Below are 16,380 nucleotides of genomic sequence, written 5' to 3'. Positions count from 1 at the left end.
GAAGATGCAATATATCCGGTTATACTGGTGTTTTTTAAAAAACAATTTAACCCGCGATATTTATTTTAAAGAAAATTTTCTGGTTACTTTAGGTGAAGGACTTTTATTTTTTTTAATTAATTTGACACTGTATAATGCTATTTTTGCTAATGTTAATGCCATTGGAGATTGGAATAAATTTCAGGTAATTGTTTTAATAGCAACAAATCAAATTTTCACAGGTCTTTTTTACGGATTATTTGCAAACAATTTGCCGGGTTTACAACATTATGTAAATAAGGGAGATCTGGATTATATTTTGTTAAAGCCAATTAGTACACAATTTTATATATCAACCCGATATATTAATTTTGGACATATTTTAAGTAGTTTTGCAGCTTTACCACTTTTATTTCATGCTTTAAAACAATTAAATATTCACCCGGGTTTTTTTGATTATGCTGTTTATATAATTTTGCTAATTAATGGTCTTTTGCTTGGGTATGCATTATTATTGATTTTTATGAGTGTGGTAATCTGGACAATAAAAGTAGAAGGGCTTTATTTTATTATAATGGAAATAATTTCATATGGTAAATATCCAGCTTCGGTTTTTAAAGGTGGAATCAAATTTATTTTCAGTTTTGTGATACCTATCATTATAATTATAAATTATCCTGCCCAAATACTTATAGAAGGTATTAAAGTTAAGTATGTTTTCATCAGTGTTGTTTTAACAATTTTACTTTTTGGGGTTTCTAAATGGTTCTGGAATTTGGCTTTGAGATTTTATACAAGTGCAAGTAGTTAATTAGAGGTTGTAAACTTATTATTACCTTTTTCATGTCCCCAATATACCATTTCGTATCCACACCCTTACACATTGGTATTCCATCAAAATTGTAAAATCCTTTGTGATTTCACTTTATGCCGACTTTTGGTTTGGTTACTAATATATGCGACATAATATGGGTGAAGTTTTTCTTTTGTTTTGAAAAATGTTGATATATTAAGTTTTGTTTTTAAGAAATTCACTTATATATATATAAATAAAATAATTGACAAATTAAAATTTAACTGCTATAATTTTATGCAGATGAATTCTCAAGAAACATAACGCTCTTTGAAAATCCATCACCTGCAATAAGTTCACACAGTCACTCTTTAATCTGTTCATCGGGAACTTTTATCCCTTTATTTGTTAAGGAATAACCAGGTATAGGCCTTCCTGAAGATTTTGAGTTATTAGCCTGTTTTTTCAGTTTTTTAAAATATTTTCATAATAAGTTGATGGGGATAAAGTTAAGAATAAGACAGGCTTTATATCCCTGTTCTATCCATTTTTTAGCTATTATGACTTTGTCGGTAATTGAGGGTTTACCATATCTCTGAGATCTCTAAGAACAGCCAACTCCAATTCTTTTTCAGTAAGAAGCTTTTTTAACATATCATTTTCAGTACTTACCTTTTCCAATCTTTTAACTATTTCTTGATATTGTTTTTTATCTCTGGGAAAAGATTTAGTAGAACCTTTTTTACGATTGGCTTTAATTCAGGTATATATTGTATTCTTAGAAATTTCATGACGACGAGCAATCAAAGCAACATTACTTATTAATCTACATTCTTCAGGAATTTGTTGTTTAAATTCATCAGAATACTTTTTACGTTTCATAATTAAAACCCCCTTTAAGTTAATTATGTCATTTAAACACAGTTTCTCCAAATTTATTAGGGGGGCTATATAATCTTTGCTTCAGCAATAAAAATATACCTGTCCGTCGTTGAAATAATTTCGGTTGCGATAATGTCTGGCAAATCAAGAAATTTTATGATATTATTATTTTGCATTTGCTGGACTCCTTTCTTTGGTTTTTAGTTCGCAACTAATTCAACAGAGCTAGAAAATGCTTTTTTTACAATATTAATTATAGATTCAATAAATATAAATTAAATATTTTGAATATTGTTAAAATTTCAAAATTGGAAAGGAGGATCTTGTTTAAACTATATATATAAGAAAAGATTATATTTTTTATAATCTTTTCTTATTTTCAACTTAAAAAAGGAGGTGTTTTAAATGAGGAAATATGAAAAACCAATAATTGAATACGAATCCCCAACTGTTGCTTTTACCACTATGTGGGATAAAGAGTCTGATTTAACATAAACTATGATATTTAAATTTTTAACTAGAATTTGATCTATAGAGACCGTAATTTGTACAAGATCCTTCTTTCCAATTAAATTATAATTAAAATAAAAAATTGGAGCTGATAGTATGTTAAATCAGAACAACTGTTCAGCAGGAGCTAAACCTGGGGAAATTGATGTTTTTACTTTTAATGAAACTATAACTTGTGTCGGTCCTCCGGCGGAAGTTGAACTTTTAGTAACACGACGTTGTAACTTAAAATGTCCGCATTGCTGTGCAAAAGCTCTTGAAGATGATTTGAAAGAACTGACTACTGATCAGTGGTTGTCGATTGTAGAACAGCTTGCTGATCTTGGATGTTTGACAATTGCTTTAACTGGTGGTGAACCTACTTTAAGACCAGATTTGCTTACTATAGTTGACCGAATCATTAATTTGGGTATGCCATGTTCAATAGCATCAAATGGTGCCAATATTACAGAAGAGTTTGCAGAACAATTATCAAACTATGGCAAAGAAATAAGTGTTCATATTAGTGTTGATGGTCCTCGTGATAAACACGATCACTTTAGAGGTGTTCCCGGTGCTTTTGATACTGCTATTGGTGCAATCCGTATTTTAAGTAAAGCTGGTGTTCCTGTTAAAGCTAACTTTATGGTGACAACCGAATCTATCAACTGGTTTATGGAGACCGCTGAGATTGTAGTGGAAGCAGGTGCTTCCGGTATTACAGTAGGGCAACTTGCTCCAGTGGGACGTAGTCCTGAATCAGCAATAATATCTTATCCTTTATGGACTAAATTTGTTCGGGAAGTTACTGATAAAATGAAACAGGGGAAAATACAATTCAATGTTCGAGGTATGTGGCATGGTGGATGGCAAACCTATCTTCCATTACTGGATAGGATAGAAGATGCATATCATCCTCGTTTATGGGGAAAAATGCCGGAAATAACTCCAGAATGTGGAACTTGCATAGCCGGAGTACATACTGCTGCAATTGATTCTGAAGGTTGGCTTTATCCATGTGATCTGATGTCTTCTTTCCCGGAATTACGTTGTGGAAATGTTATCGAACACGGAGTGGCTGATGTTTGGCAACGTTCTCTTCTTTTGACATATCTCAGGCAAATCAAAACTGATGACATTTCTCCATGCAAAAGTTGTCCTATTAAACCAATCTGCTTGTCGGGTTGTAGAAGTTCAGTTTATGGATTAACAAAATCTCTTGCTGCACCTGATATTCGCTGTCCTCTTGTTACAAAATGGTTAGAACGTCAAGAAAAAATAAGTTGGCCGTTAGTTCCGAATATTGCGAATAAGTTATATTCACAATTTCCGGAAAATGCATCAGAAGTTGGAGCGGAACAACTTAAGATATTTGGGGTAATTAGAAAGTTTATTCGTTATTCTCTCTGCGTCCTAGGTAAACATCCGAATCCCGGAAATACTTTTGTAATAATAAATCAGATGGGGTATCTAATGTTAAAAGAAATTGCTCAGGGTTTAACTATAAATCAAATTGGAACCAAATTTGCAAAACAGTATAATGTAGAATTCCAGCGGATAATCAGGGATTTGGTATCATTACTTAAGAAATTAGTTAACTTTAAGTTTTTACCAGAGGAAAATGTTAGAAACTATATTGCAGAAGTAGATAATTTTTTTGAAAATGATGAATCAGATAATCTTTCACCATTAATAGTTAAGGAAGTTGGTGAAAAATATCTAGTTTATTCAAGTAGGAAAAGTCAAGTAGTATTATGCAACTATACTTCATTATTTATTATGCGTTGTATAGCAGAAGGTAAAACTTTTGAAGAAACCATTCAGGAAATGATGAAATCTTTTGAGATAAATGATAAGGAACAAGTAGTTCAGGATGTAAACGAATTCTGGACAAAGGCAAAAGAATTTAGTATTATTGGGGGGGATAAATAGTGGAAGAAAAGTGGAGGGGATTCTGTGATCCTAAGCAGATGTGGCCGAATCATGAAGACTGGTTAAATTCAATGGCTCGAGTATATAAGGATTCAGTTCATATAAATATACGAATTGTGGATACTGATTTAACATGTTATTACATTAATAGATTTTTAAATAGTTCTGGGAAAAAAACCAGTATATTGGATGCTGGTGGTGGTTGGGGTAGAATAGCCTTTTCTCTAGCTGCATATGACTACAGTATAAAAGTTGTTGATATGTCTGAGAAATATTTGGAAATGGGAAAAAATATTGCAATCAAACTAGGATTAGAAGATCTTGTAAAGTTTGAATATGGAGATTTAACGAACTATATGCCAGAGAAAAATCAATATGATGCGATAATGCTATTAGAAACAATTGAGTATTTATCTGATGCAGAAAGGCGTGAACTTTTAGGGCGACTAATAGATGCATTAAAACCGGGGAGTTTGTTATTTATTACTGCAGTTGATAAGTTGGCAATGCTCAATTTTCAGGTACGGAGATTTTTATTTGTACCAGAAATTACAAAAATGATGGAAACTGATAATTTTCTGGATTTGGCAGGAAATGTCTTTCATCCTGTTACACCTGGAGAATTTGATCAATTAATACAGTCAGCAGAAAAAGCAGAAATAGTGGATAGGCGAACATTATTTCATCTTGATTCTTTTCTAATGAGTATGGGTTGGTATTTCCAGAGCTTGTATTATTATTCACCTAATCTTCCTCAAAAACTTGTTGAAGCTAATATTAAATTAATGGATGACCCATATTACAAAAATCGTGGATTCTTCCATGTTGCAGTTTTAAGGCGAAAGGATTAGTGATAATGCCTGAGTTAAATCTTTGGAACCATACAATTCGTTTCATTAGGGAAGGAAATGGTAGTTGGATATTTTATAATGGTAAACAAGTTTTTGTAAATGAAGTAGGGGCTCGAATCATTGAACTTGCTTCAAAGGGATTTTTAGATGAAGAAATTGCCAAGCAGATAATGTTAGAATTTCATGTTGATGAAGATAAGGTTAAGGCTGACATCACTTTTCTCAAAAATAAACTATTTTCCTCAGTTTCTGATAAAATGGGTGATAACAAAAGTGATGTTGATCTATCAGAGGATTCAATTGGTGTAGTGGTTATTGGAGCAGGCCCGGCAGGAATTATTGCCGCAGGAACTGCGGCAAATTATATCCAAACATCTGGTTCTGCAAAAAAGGTTATTTTACTTGACCCAGCTCCAGGAGGTCTATTAACTGCAGTACCTTCTATTACAATGTCTTTATTACCGGGGATGGCCTTTCGTTCAGATGTCTTATTAGATCGGTTATGGCAGGTCATTAACGATACAGGAGTAACTTTAATTAGAGAAGAAGTTGTTGAAATTATTAAATCTAAAGATAGCTTTACAATTGTTTCAACTTATAACTCTTTTAAAACGGATGCTTTGATTTTTGCTATTGGTATGACAGATAAATTTTACAGATCCGTTATTGGTATGCCCAATGTGTTTGATTCTTTAATGTTGCGTAGCCCAAAGGCTTTTGAACGCTTTAAAGATTCTCGGGTAACAGTGTATGGGGCATGGCCAGGGTTGAAACCTTTAATAGAGTATTTAAAAAGATTTATTACAGAATTGAATATTGTTATATTGCCAGATTATACTGGACAACCACCTTCAGAGGCAATTATTGGGGAAGTAGTTGATTGGGAAGTAAAAGGGGGTTTTTTAAGCCAGGTTACAATTCTAACTGAAAAAGTTTACTGTAAGATACCAGTATATAATTACAGCATTTTTGATATATCATATTTTAGACCTCGCTTACCGAAAATTGTTGGAGAACTTAATATATATAAGCAGGGTTTTCTGATTATTGGAGTCTGGGGTGAATGTCAAGTGCCTGGTGTTTTTGGCTGTGGTGATTGTTGTGTCGGAACATTTGGAGTTAATTCTGCTATAACATTTGGGCAGCGTGCAGGATTGATGGCAGCTCGATATGTTGTTGGTCAGAATTTGAAGGCAGAGCTATGTATATTACCGTTTCAGCAGAGAGATCATTTTATTTTTTAAATTTACAAAAAATTGAAAGATAATAATTTATAGGTGTTTGCAAGATATTTAGTGACTAAAATGCATTAAGTACTATTAAAAGGAATTTAAGGTGTAATTTGAATGAATTCAAGAAAGAAAGTAAATGTTTTAAATTCTATAGTAATTAATATCAGAAAAATGGGCATGCCAAATAGACTTCGTGATTCGAAGTTAAAAAGTGTTATTGAGATATAGAATTTATCTTTTCGGGTTTCTACCCTTTCCATTGTAATGCCCATTATAATCATAGGTTTACAGTTGTCAGGAGGACAAAAAGCAATTATATCCTAAATTAATGTATTTTACCATATTGGTAGCATAAATCCCTTACTCACTTCAATTGTTAAGAGTAATAGGGTTTAGTTTGAAATTTCTCAGTAGGTCTTGATTACTTACCTAAAAAATGTTATTTTTACGGTAAGTGAAGACCTACGTGTTGATTGCGTAAATTAATGTATGTTCCAGCTTAAGCTGAGTTCTTGCGGATTTTGCAGCAACACTTAGTGTCTTCACTTTTTTTGTTGAGTTTTTTGTGATATGTCTTGTACTTTAGATTTTTCCGCTACTATTTCAGGAATTTAACTATCAGTCATCTCCTTTTGTTTAAGTTTACGCTCTTTTCTTTCTTCCGGCGAAGGGTAGAGTTGTTTTTTGGATAATAGAGTGGAAACTAAACGTACCAGTTTACGAGCAGTGAGTGTCAGTGCTCTTTTATGAGAATGGCGAGGTGTTTCTTTAAATTTATGTTTATAGTATTCACAATATTCAGAATTATAATTTATCATAGATTGAGTGTCTTGAATAAAGTAATAGCGAAGATAAGCATTCCCTGTTCTGGTCAAGGGAGTAACATCATCAGTAAAGTTTTCCTCTTTGATAAGAAAATTTATTTGTTCAGCTAAGATGTTAGGGATAGAGAATAAGTATTTTGCTGTTTGATTAACCAGAATTGATTTTTGGTCAATATTGCGGAAGTAATTTTTGCTGGATGAAGCAAGCAAATTTTTAAGTTCTTCGATAGGTATTTCGGCCAGTTCTTTTGCAGAGTGGAATTTTTTCAATAGATTTCTGGCTGTGGTACCAAACATATTAGTTAGAAAAAGGTTTAACCCGATTCCATTCACTGAAGGTCAGAAATAAAAGGGAACTGGCGTGGTTTTTTAATAGTGTTTTCATTTGGCATAAGTGAAAGCGAAATCTGGTAAGACGTTGTAGAGCAAGACACTTAACATCAGTAGTTTATGATTCAGGCAGTCTACCAAAACAGAGTCGGTCGTCAATGACAAAAGAATCTTTAAGGTCGGTTTTATCCATATCGGTATAGGCCTTACGAAAATTACTAATAAGTTCAGGATTTAAGTTTAGTACTTCGACTGAATAATCTTTAAGATCTTTTGAGGAACTAAGAGTATTGCACAGGGGAAACCAATAAAGAGATGTAGCTTCCATGCCAATGGTTAGTGATTCAAAATTTTCATTGTCCATGATGGATTTAAGATAGTTGATCATATCTATAGTATCTGGCAAATTATTAACAAAACGTTTTGATTTGCTAATAAAATTATCATCAGCATTCAGGCATTGTAACTGGTTTTCTTTTAAGTTTACATCAATACCGACAAAGAGTTTGTTAGACAATATCATCACCACCCGTGAAAGTATTTTGTTGAATTAGGGGTCCCAGCATTTCTGATAAGTTCAACAACCTCCCCAGAATTAGAATTAAAAGAAACAAACTGTGAGTTAAGAGTACCGGTAAGGGGAGGGGATACACTCTTAATTAAGAAGTCACCTGGAAGAGATGCAACAAGGGGAGTATTATTTTCCCTGATTTCTATTGAGAATTATGCCTGATAAACCCCAATTTGTAAAGATTAGTTTAAAATTGCCTGGATAAAAATTTGAACTTTTTTAGAAATAGGAAAACATTTGATTTACAAGGCTTTATACTATAGAACTTTATTTAATTTAAATTATATACGAGGGGGAGTATCTTTGATAACTAAGGAATTTCATCTGACTTTAGAAGAGGCTAGAGCTTTAGCAATCTGCAGTCAACATTTATCAGAGAATAGTAAGTTGAAAGATCCTGTAGAAGTTGTTCGTGCTCTCGCAGGAGTTCAATATGATCCCAATCCGGTGGTAAGTCAGAATCACTATCTAGTCTTATGGAATAGAATTCCCGAATTTAAAGAAGAGGATCTTGACCGCGCAGCTTATCATGAACGTACGTTAATTGAGGTTTATGCCATGAGACGTAATAAATTTTTTGTACCAACAGATGAATTTATACTTTACCGTAAAGCAACCCGTCAAATACGCCGATGGGGTGGATCAGATGCAGATAGGGAGGCAAAGGAATGCACTAGTGAAGATAAAAGAGCTGAAGATATGGTTGTTCAGGCCTTTGCAAAGAATGGACCAATGGTACAGGAACAGCTATGGACTAATTTGAGGCACTATGAAGAATGGAAAGATTATGTAAAAAGAACTCGTTCGGGCCAGAAGGTAAAAGCTCCCCCATTAATATCAGCTTTTTATCGTATGTTACGGCGAGGAGATGTCATTGTTGCTGACCGTTTGCCTGGAACTTTTCGCCAACCAGTTTTTGGATTAAAAGATCTTTTAATACCCGGGCCCTGGCCTAATGAGAATGTGACAGAAGAAGAGGCTACACGCTGGCTTGTTTTACGTATATTGAAAGCTTATGGTATTACAGACCGTAGTCATATTGCTTATATTACAGGACTTCCTTCCAAAAAGGTAGAGGAAGCTTTAGAATATCATAGAAAGCAGGGACTAGCTGCAACAGCCTCAATCGAAGGTATACGAGGTCAATGGTGGGTTATACCAGATTGGCAGATGGTTATTGAGAAAAATAATAATCACCGAAAAATATCACTACTCTCTCCTTTAGATAATTTTGTTCGAAATAGAAAATGGCTGAATAAGTTATTTAATTATACTTTTACTATGGAGTATTTTCAGAAAAAGAATATGAAATGGCAACTTTCAATTCTCTTTGGCAGTGATTTTGTTGGGTATGTTGATTGTAAAGCTGATCGTAAAAAGAATCAGTTTCTTGTTAAATCTGCTGAAATTAAATGTAAATCGAAGTGTTTAAGTGCTGCCCTTGATAATAGTTTATTAAATCTGGCTAAATTTCATGGGTTGTCTAAGATAATATATCTTTAGAAGGAGTGAAATTAATGGGATATGACGTTCTTTTGCTAAATGCACCACTGACCAAGTGGAAGCCGGAGTGGATTGCTCCACCTCTTGGTCTAATGTATATCGGTGGGGCTTTAGAAAGTGTAGGTGCGAAAGTTAAAATTGTTGATATGAATTTCCCAGGAATCAGGCTTGAAGAGATTTTGAAAGATTTAGAACCAGGAGGATTATTAGGTATTTCTTGTTTTACCCCGGGTTATCGCTCTTCAACCAGACTGGCAGCTCTAACCAAGGCATTAAGGCCTGATGTATTTGTGGTTTTAGGTGGATACCATGCTAGTTTTTGTACTGATCAGGTGGTAGGTGGACAAGCTCCCTTTGATGCAGCTATAATTGGTCCGGGTGAAGAACCTATAATAGAATTATATAAATGTCTAGGTGCAAAAAAAATCCCCGAGTCTTTACCTAATGTAATTTTTCGAGAAAATTATGTAGACCAATGTATTAATACAGTTCAATGTCATTTAGAGATGAATAAGGAGAAAAATAGTCCTTTAGCCAAATTGACCAAAAGATTTAGTCCAGCCCGTCATCTAATTAGAATGGAGGACTATATTCAGGTGGGTAGCAGGTTTGCGGGTTCAGTTCAATTTAGCAGAGGATGTCTTTATCAGTGCTATTTTTGCCAGGTAAGATTCATGGAAGGTAAATGGATGCCGGGAGATATAGAGGAAACTGTAGAAGAAATTAAATACTTATGGAAAAAATATTCTCTATCATCTATAGTTCTGGTAGACAATCTTTTTACTGGATCTCCTGATATTGTCTATAGTTTTTGTAAAACTTTACGAAAAAAGGTTCCAGATGTACTTTGGTCCTGCGATGCGCGGGTTGAAAATCTAGACAGAAACCTTGTAAAAGAAATGGCTGCTTCTGGTTGTCGTTCTATTTTTATGGGTTTAGAATCTGGGGATCCTGATACATTGAGAAGGATTGGTAAAAATCCAGATATTAATATTGTAAAGGAAAAATTGAAGATGTTAGCAGAAGAAGGGATTAAGGCCTTCGGTTCTTTTATTATCGGTTTTCCATGGGAAAAGGAATCCCATATTCAAAAAACCATTTCTTTTGCAACTGAATTACCGCTTGCATGGATGGAGTTTTCATTTGCAACTCCATTACCCGGAACCAGACTACAGTCTGAGCTTAAACAATATGGGGCAAAGATAGTTGAAACCAATATGGAAAAATGGGATGGTCAGACTCCTGTTATGAAGATTCCATATATAAGTAGAACCAGACTGGTAGATTTATATTTGGAAGCCATAAAAGCAGGTTATTTGCGGGGGCAATCGGTTAAGCCTTTAACAGAATAATTTTATTCATGGTCTACATCTTTCTTGAGTAAAATGATTTGAATATATTATGAGGAGATGTGTTGCTATTGATAAAAAGTTTTTTTAGATAATAAAATGTATTAAGTAATTTTATAACTGATTAGGAGGTTCAATTAAATATGATTGAAATTAGAGCAGTTAGCAAGAGTTTTGAAACTGGAAAAAATGTTACCCAGGCATTATCTGGAGTGGATTTAATGATTGAAAAAGGGAGTTTTCATGGGTTACTTGGAGTTAATGGAGCTGGAAAGACAACTTTAATCAAAATTATTTGCGGTTTGTTATCATTGGATTCAGGACAAGTAAGGATAAATGGAATTGATATAACCAAAAATCCTAAAGCTGTACGTCGTATTTTGGGTTTTTGTAATCCGGACAATATGGGTTTATATTTAAGATTAAATGCTGAGGAAAATCTAAAATTTTTCTCTTCATTATATGGTGTTTCACCCAGAGTGGCTTACAGGAGAATTAACGCATTACTCGGGTTTTTTGGTCTTGAAAAATCGAGAAAAAAATTAGTTAAGGATTTTTCTACTGGTATGAAGGCAAAACTTCGTTTGGCAAAAGCCTTAATTCATAATCCTGATGTTCTGTTATTGGATGAACCAACATCAGGTATAGATTATTTTTCAGCACAGGATATTTATATTCTGCTTAAAGGAATAAATGAAGAACTTGGTACTACTATTCTTTATACCTCACATCATTTAAAAGAAATAGAAGAATTATGCCAAAAAGTTTCCATTATTCATAAAGGGAAAATACTGCTGGAAGGTTCAATAAGTGAGCTCAATCGTCAAATAAGAAAAACAGAGGTTGTTAAAATTAAACTGAAAGGGGATTCAGTTCATTTTAAAAAACAAATAAGACCATTACCATATATTCTTGATATTCAAGAAGAGATTACAAATTCTGATAATTCAGATGATATAGTATCATTTAAGTTATTAGTACCTGATGCATCAAGTGCCATATCACAGATAATCGAAAAGTTTGGTAAAGAAGAACTGGTAGGGATCTGGCCTGAAGAATGTGGTCTTGAGGATGTCTTAAAAATTACAATGGGATGGGGGGATCTTTGTGCATCATAAGGTTACACCTAATATTACTCCTAATATTACTGGAGTAAATGAAGTTATAAATTCTTTGAAAGAAACTTATGAACCTGTAGGTGTGCTTTATATTATAAAAAGATTTTTTCTAAAAGAATTTAAAATATGGACAGGTTATGGTTCCCTGGTCCTTCTAGATTTTATTCAAATTTTTCTTCCAATACTTACATACTTTTTTTTAGATAGCTTGATAAGTAATAAAAATGTAGGAGGTTTTTCAGGAGGTTATTTTTCTTTTGTTATTGTAGGTATTAGTTTTCAACATTTTGTATATGAGATATTTATGGCTATTGACTGGAATACCAGACGTGAACAGAATTGGGGAACAGTTGAAGCGGTTTTGGTTACTCCAATAAATCCAATAACTTATGCTTTAGGAAATTATTCTTGCTATTTCTGTTACTCTTGGTTTTATGTGATTTTAACTTTAGGAACAGGTATGTTATTGCTTGGTTTTCGTCCTGTATTAAATTTAACTACTGTACTTTCTACGATTGTTGTTTCATGTTTGCTTGTGACATCTCATTTAGGTTTTGGTCTTGCATCGATGGGAGCAATACTTGTAACTAAGGCCGCAAATCCTGCAGCTACCGTTTTTGATTGGATTAGTCGTCTTTTATGTGGAATGTTTTATCCAATAGCAATTTTGCCTATTGGTTTACGTATAATAGCCTTTATGTTACCTCTGACATATTCGCTTGATGCTTTACGGCATATTTTACTCAATGGAGAATCCCTATGGTCAATACCTGTATTGAAAGATGTAGCCACACTGTTGGTTATATCAGTTTTATTCATTCCTCTTGGAATATTGGTTTTAAATATGGGATATCGTAAAGCATTACGTGATGGTACACTTGGACATTATTAAGGAGTAGTGAGTTAAATGAATAATTTTTATAAAGAAATATTTACCGAGTATAAAACTATTTATGGTCTATCTCTGATTAATAATAAATTTGAATTTGGGGATAATATGCAGCAAAGTGGTAAAGGGATAAGAATTTATAGTAATTGTTATGAAAAATATTATTTTCAGTCGATTGATTCTGAATTTAAAAGCTTAATATCTTTTACTGATTGGGTGAATCAGACTATTGAAATACTTACTATTGCTCAAAAAGAAATTAGTTCCCTAATGGGAAGAAATTCACGATTATATTTGAATTTAAATGTTTGGTACACAGATCAATTTGTTAAAATTAAACGGGTTGAGAATGGAAATAAGACTGATAGGCGGGTTTACTCAACTATAAGATTAAGACTTCGGATACAACGAAAAAAGTCAGAGTATAGTTTGGATGAAGTATTTAATCTTCCCTACTCTAGAAAAGAGTTTAGTCAACAATTGTTGGACTACCTTCGATATGCTCTGGAAGGTTGTTGTCAAATGGTTGGTGCTAAATATTATCCAGATATATCTACTGAGAATGTTCTTTTTTCCCGTGAAGCAGCCGCCTTTTTTATCCATGAAGCATGCAGTCACCATTTTGAAGCAGATGCATTGCTTGGGGGGGCCAGTGTTTTTTCCAATATTCATGAGGGAGAATATGTAGCTAATAGTATATTCAGTCTAGCAGATATAAGTAATTATCCAGGATGTGCACTTTCATTAAAGGTTGATGATGAAGGAACTGAATGTATTCCGATACCGTTAATTTCTCAGGGAATTTTGTCTGGAGGTTTGTATGATTTTCGTAGAGCAAAGCTTCTGGGAAAAAAAGCAGGTGGAAATGGACGAAGGCATGATTATCGTTATCCTTCTCTTCCTAGAATACGAATTTCAATGGTATCACCCGGGACCTCCAAGTTAGATGATGTAATATCAGATATAAAGAAAGGGGTGTTTATCTCACGGATAAGAAGTGGTAAAGTGAACATAGTAACAGGTAAGTTTTCTTTAGCAGTTTCGGAGGTTTATCTAATCAGAAATGGAAAAATAGCTTATCCAATTGCACCATTTACTATTACTGGTTTTACAACATCTGCATTAAAAAACATTGAGGCAGTATGTGACGATCTTTATGTAACTTCACATCCCTGTGGAAAAGGTGATCAGGTAGTACCTGTTGGAATAGTTTGTCCTAGTTTGTTTGTAAAGAATCTTAAAATGGGGTGATAATAATGAATAAAGTTTATTTTGGAGATGGGGAGGTTAATCTGCCATCAGTCTTATTAGATGCAAAAAAATTTGTTGCAGGGGATGTGGAGGTTTATTTACAGGAGAAGATATCATTAAAGGCCCGAGTGGCTAAAGGTGTAGTAATAAATCAAGTAAGCGGTATTGATCGTTTTGTAGCAGTACGTTCTTGGCTTTCTAAAAAAAAGCGTGTAGGGTTTGCTGCATGTGGTGTTGGAAATAGTTGGAATGAAATGGTAATAAATGCTACTAAAAATGCTGTCCAGGCAGCAACATTACTGGGTTCAGAATTTCCGTTTTTTCCAGCTAAATTAATACCTTTAGCCGAAAGCGAGTTGGATAATGAAAGGAATAGAATGTTAAATGAGTTGTTTCAAGATGAGCAGGCAATTAAAGATCTAACTTCTACTAAAGCTTTAGAATTATACTCTATAGCAAAAGATGAGGGAAAAGTGCTTCAGGCAGAATGTTTTCTTCAAATAATAAGATTTTGGATAGTCAATTCCTGTGGGGTTCTGGTAAAAGATTGGCGAAGTGAAGTAATACTTTTATGTCAGGTTTTAAGAGAACCAGCTCGGACAGGTGTGGCTATGATCAGAGGAACTATAGGTAATCCTCCTAACCCATTATCAGTTGTAAAAAAAGCAGCAAAAAGATGTTGTCTGGTAAATAATTTAGATTCTTTGCCTACAGGTATGGTAACTGTACTTCTCCAACCTCAAGCAGTTGCCAAGCTAATAGTTATGATTGGACGGGCATTATCTGGTGAGTTGATTCAGACAAATATGTCTATGTTTTCTAATAAGATTAGTAAAAAAGTAGCATCTTCTGCTTTTAGTTTATATGATTCCCCGGATTCTTTATTACCAGATAGTGGGAAATATGATATGGAAGGGGTCCCGATGAGTATACTTAGTTTAATTAAAGACGGTGTGTTATTAAATACTCTTGATAATCTTGCTACAAGTGATGTCAGAAATCCTAATATGCAATATAGAGGAGGACGTGCACACCGTATTTTTCCATGGAGTATTCCCTCTCCACAAGCGACAGTTTTAAAAGTTGTTGCTCCATCTGTAAAACTTGATGATTTTAAAACCCAATTGATAATTTTAAATTTTGGTGGGTTAAGGACGATTAATGTTGGTGGAGGTATTTTTCATGTGACTGCTCAGGTTATATTACCTGAACAGATAGCAGATTTTAATAATGGGTTAAATTACAATGTTGGAACTGTTTTTGTAACACTAAATATACCTGATATATTAAAAAATGTTTGTGGGTCATGGGGTGACTCACAGGTTGTTTCAGAGAAAAGGGTTGTTGTAACTCCTGCTTTGGTTTTAGAAAATATTAATATTACAAAATAAAAGTAAACTTTAAGCTGGATTTTATTATGAGAGCATAATGATGAGGTATTAAGTTGCCAAATAGCTGGGTTTTGATCCGAAGCCTATTTTGATTTGGGAATGAGGAGAGGAGATAAGAGACTCCGTTTGGTTGCCATATCAGTGGAAATTGACTTTAAATAGTTAATAATATTATAAAGTATGATATGATAATTATGGTTTTCTTTTAATAGGAGGATTTTTACTTATTTTAGTTGAAATAATAAATTTTTAAGAAGGGATGGTTTAGATAATTTTGGCATGTCCATTCCTTTTACTATACACCTTTTTCTTAATGCATTTTTTTAGAACTCTACAAGCATATTTTGCTTTACAAGATAATCCCAAATGATAATCTATTATTGAACAGTCGAAAACGTCTATTAGTGATAGTTGAAAGAAAATTGATCATTTTTACAAATATATCCATATTTTATATCCATTTCCCATAGTTGATTTGGTGAATGTATTTTTTCTTTTTTTGCTAATCGACGAGGATGTTTTTGTTTAATTTTCCTCTGTTGCCTCAAGATATTCAACTATTTACATAACCTATAAACCTTTTTGTGATTAATTTGAAGATCATAGTCTTTCTGAAGACATACCGTCAGTTTGCGATATCCATAAGGAAACATATCTTCAGCAACCAACTTACATAATCATTTCTTAATTTGCTCATCAGAGATTTTTACACCTTTACTGGTAAAGGAGTAACCAGGAATTGGTCTTCCTGAAGGTTTTCTAATACCAACCTGTTTTTCTGGTTTTCTTGCTATGTTCTCATAATATGTAGATGAAGATAAGCCGATAAAGCTTAAAACCAGGCTGGTCTTATATCCAGGTTCTATCTATTTCTCTATATATTATTGAGGGTTTACCTTGTCTCTAAGTTCTCTAAAAAAATTGCTAGTTCTAATTCTTTTTCAGCAAGAACAAGAAGTTTTTTAGCATATCATTCTAAGTACTTGAATCCGTAAT

At 33.4% G+C, this 16,380-nt stretch carries 13 protein-coding genes and 1 pseudogene; 10 read left to right on the top strand and 4 right to left on the bottom strand.

The features are described 5' to 3' along the window. The first annotated feature begins 4 nt into the window (after positions 1–4). The gene (locus tag BBF96_RS10425; protein WP_127017093.1) at positions 5–790 is read left to right on the top strand and encodes an ABC transporter permease; all 786 of its coding nucleotides are present in this window, start codon (positions 5–7) and stop codon (positions 788–790) included. A 741-nt stretch (positions 791–1,531) separates the two neighbouring features. Here the strand turns inward: BBF96_RS10425 and BBF96_RS10420 are convergent. Then, positions 1,532–1,654, bottom strand: coding sequence for a transposase (locus tag BBF96_RS10420; RefSeq protein ID WP_127017092.1), 123 nt, complete (start codon positions 1,652–1,654; stop codon positions 1,532–1,534). 606 nt (positions 1,655–2,260) lie between these two features. On the opposite strand from BBF96_RS10420, the gene BBF96_RS10415 reads away from it, so the two are divergent. The 3 genes from BBF96_RS10415 to BBF96_RS10405 are packed head-to-tail and all read left to right on the top strand — an operon-like array spanning position 2,261 to position 6,170. Beyond that, a complete protein-coding gene (locus tag BBF96_RS10415; RefSeq protein ID WP_127017091.1) occupies positions 2,261–4,075 on the top strand; it encodes a radical SAM protein in 1,815 nt (604 codons plus the stop codon). Then, complete coding sequence (locus BBF96_RS10410) at positions 4,075–4,926, top strand: SAM-dependent methyltransferase (RefSeq protein ID WP_127017090.1); 852 nt, start codon at positions 4,075–4,077, stop codon at positions 4,924–4,926. Before BBF96_RS10415 ends, BBF96_RS10410 begins: the two co-directional genes overlap by 1 nt. A 5-nt stretch (positions 4,927–4,931) precedes the next feature. Then, positions 4,932–6,170, top strand: a complete 1,239-nt coding sequence (locus tag BBF96_RS10405) for an FAD-dependent oxidoreductase (protein ID WP_127017089.1) — start codon at positions 4,932–4,934, stop codon at positions 6,168–6,170. A gap of 599 nt (positions 6,171–6,769) precedes the next feature. Here BBF96_RS10405 and BBF96_RS10400 read toward each other — a convergent pair. Together BBF96_RS10400 and BBF96_RS10395 are read right to left on the bottom strand one after the other, a co-directional pair. After that, complete coding sequence (locus BBF96_RS10400) at positions 6,770–7,252, bottom strand: hypothetical protein (protein WP_127017088.1); 483 nt, start codon at positions 7,250–7,252, stop codon at positions 6,770–6,772. 178 nt (positions 7,253–7,430) lie between these two features. Next, complete coding sequence (locus tag BBF96_RS10395) at positions 7,431–7,829, bottom strand: IS110 family transposase (protein ID WP_164731013.1); 399 nt, start codon at positions 7,827–7,829, stop codon at positions 7,431–7,433. 357 nt (positions 7,830–8,186) lie between these two features. Here BBF96_RS10395 and BBF96_RS10390 point away from each other — a divergent pair, with 357 nt between their 5' ends. From BBF96_RS10390 to BBF96_RS10365, 6 genes are all read left to right on the top strand, one after another. After that, positions 8,187–9,386 carry a DNA glycosylase AlkZ-like family protein gene (locus BBF96_RS10390; RefSeq protein WP_164731012.1) on the top strand — a complete coding sequence of 400 codons (1,200 nt, stop codon included), beginning with the start codon at positions 8,187–8,189 and terminating at the stop codon, positions 9,384–9,386. Between the two features lie 14 nt (positions 9,387–9,400). Continuing rightward, entirely contained in the window at positions 9,401–10,738 is a 1,338-nt protein-coding gene (locus tag BBF96_RS10385; RefSeq protein ID WP_127017085.1) for a B12-binding domain-containing radical SAM protein, read from the top strand. Positions 10,739–10,878: 140 nt separating this feature from the next. Beyond that, a complete protein-coding gene (locus BBF96_RS10380; protein ID WP_127017084.1) occupies positions 10,879–11,853 on the top strand; it encodes an ABC transporter ATP-binding protein in 975 nt (324 codons plus the stop codon). Beyond that, a complete protein-coding gene (locus tag BBF96_RS10375) occupies positions 11,843–12,745 on the top strand; it encodes an ABC transporter permease (protein ID WP_164731011.1) in 903 nt (300 codons plus the stop codon). The genes BBF96_RS10380 and BBF96_RS10375 overlap by 11 nt, the downstream gene beginning before the upstream one ends. 15 nt (positions 12,746–12,760) lie before the next feature. Continuing rightward, positions 12,761–13,993, top strand: coding sequence for a TldD/PmbA family protein (locus tag BBF96_RS10370; protein ID WP_127017082.1), 1,233 nt, complete (start codon positions 12,761–12,763; stop codon positions 13,991–13,993). A 5-nt stretch (positions 13,994–13,998) separates the two neighbouring features. Next, positions 13,999–15,384 carry a metallopeptidase TldD-related protein gene (locus tag BBF96_RS10365; protein ID WP_127017081.1) on the top strand — a complete coding sequence of 462 codons (1,386 nt, stop codon included), beginning with the start codon at positions 13,999–14,001 and terminating at the stop codon, positions 15,382–15,384. Positions 15,385–15,653: 269 nt separating this feature from the next. On the opposite strand, the pseudogene BBF96_RS16930 reads toward BBF96_RS10365, so the two are convergent. Further along, positions 15,654–16,336, bottom strand: a pseudogene (locus BBF96_RS16930) (IS3 family transposase); the annotation flags it as partial. Between the last annotated feature and the right edge of the window lie 44 nt (positions 16,337–16,380).

This window comes from Anoxybacter fermentans (assembly GCF_003991135.1).
In the GTDB taxonomy this organism is placed as follows: domain Bacteria; phylum Bacillota; class Halanaerobiia; order DY22613; family DY22613; genus Anoxybacter; species Anoxybacter fermentans.
The sequence above is the reverse complement of the archived record's forward strand: the minus strand, read 5'-3'. Positions and strand labels throughout refer to the sequence as shown.

Coding starts and splice junctions, on each gene's coding strand:
- BBF96_RS10425 (WP_127017093.1), top strand. CDS start 5: ATGCAATATATCCGGTTATACTGGTGTTTTTTAAAAAACAATTTAACC.
- BBF96_RS10420 (WP_127017092.1), bottom strand. CDS start 1,654: ATGAAACGTAAAAAGTATTCTGATGAATTTAAACAACAAATTCCTGAA.
- BBF96_RS10415 (WP_127017091.1), top strand. CDS start 2,261: ATGTTAAATCAGAACAACTGTTCAGCAGGAGCTAAACCTGGGGAAATT.
- BBF96_RS10405 (WP_127017089.1), top strand. CDS start 4,932: ATGCCTGAGTTAAATCTTTGGAACCATACAATTCGTTTCATTAGGGAA.
- BBF96_RS10385 (WP_127017085.1), top strand. CDS start 9,401: ATGGGATATGACGTTCTTTTGCTAAATGCACCACTGACCAAGTGGAAG.
- BBF96_RS10380 (WP_127017084.1), top strand. CDS start 10,879: ATGATTGAAATTAGAGCAGTTAGCAAGAGTTTTGAAACTGGAAAAAAT.
- BBF96_RS10370 (WP_127017082.1), top strand. CDS start 12,761: ATGAATAATTTTTATAAAGAAATATTTACCGAGTATAAAACTATTTAT.
- BBF96_RS10365 (WP_127017081.1), top strand. CDS start 13,999: ATGAATAAAGTTTATTTTGGAGATGGGGAGGTTAATCTGCCATCAGTC.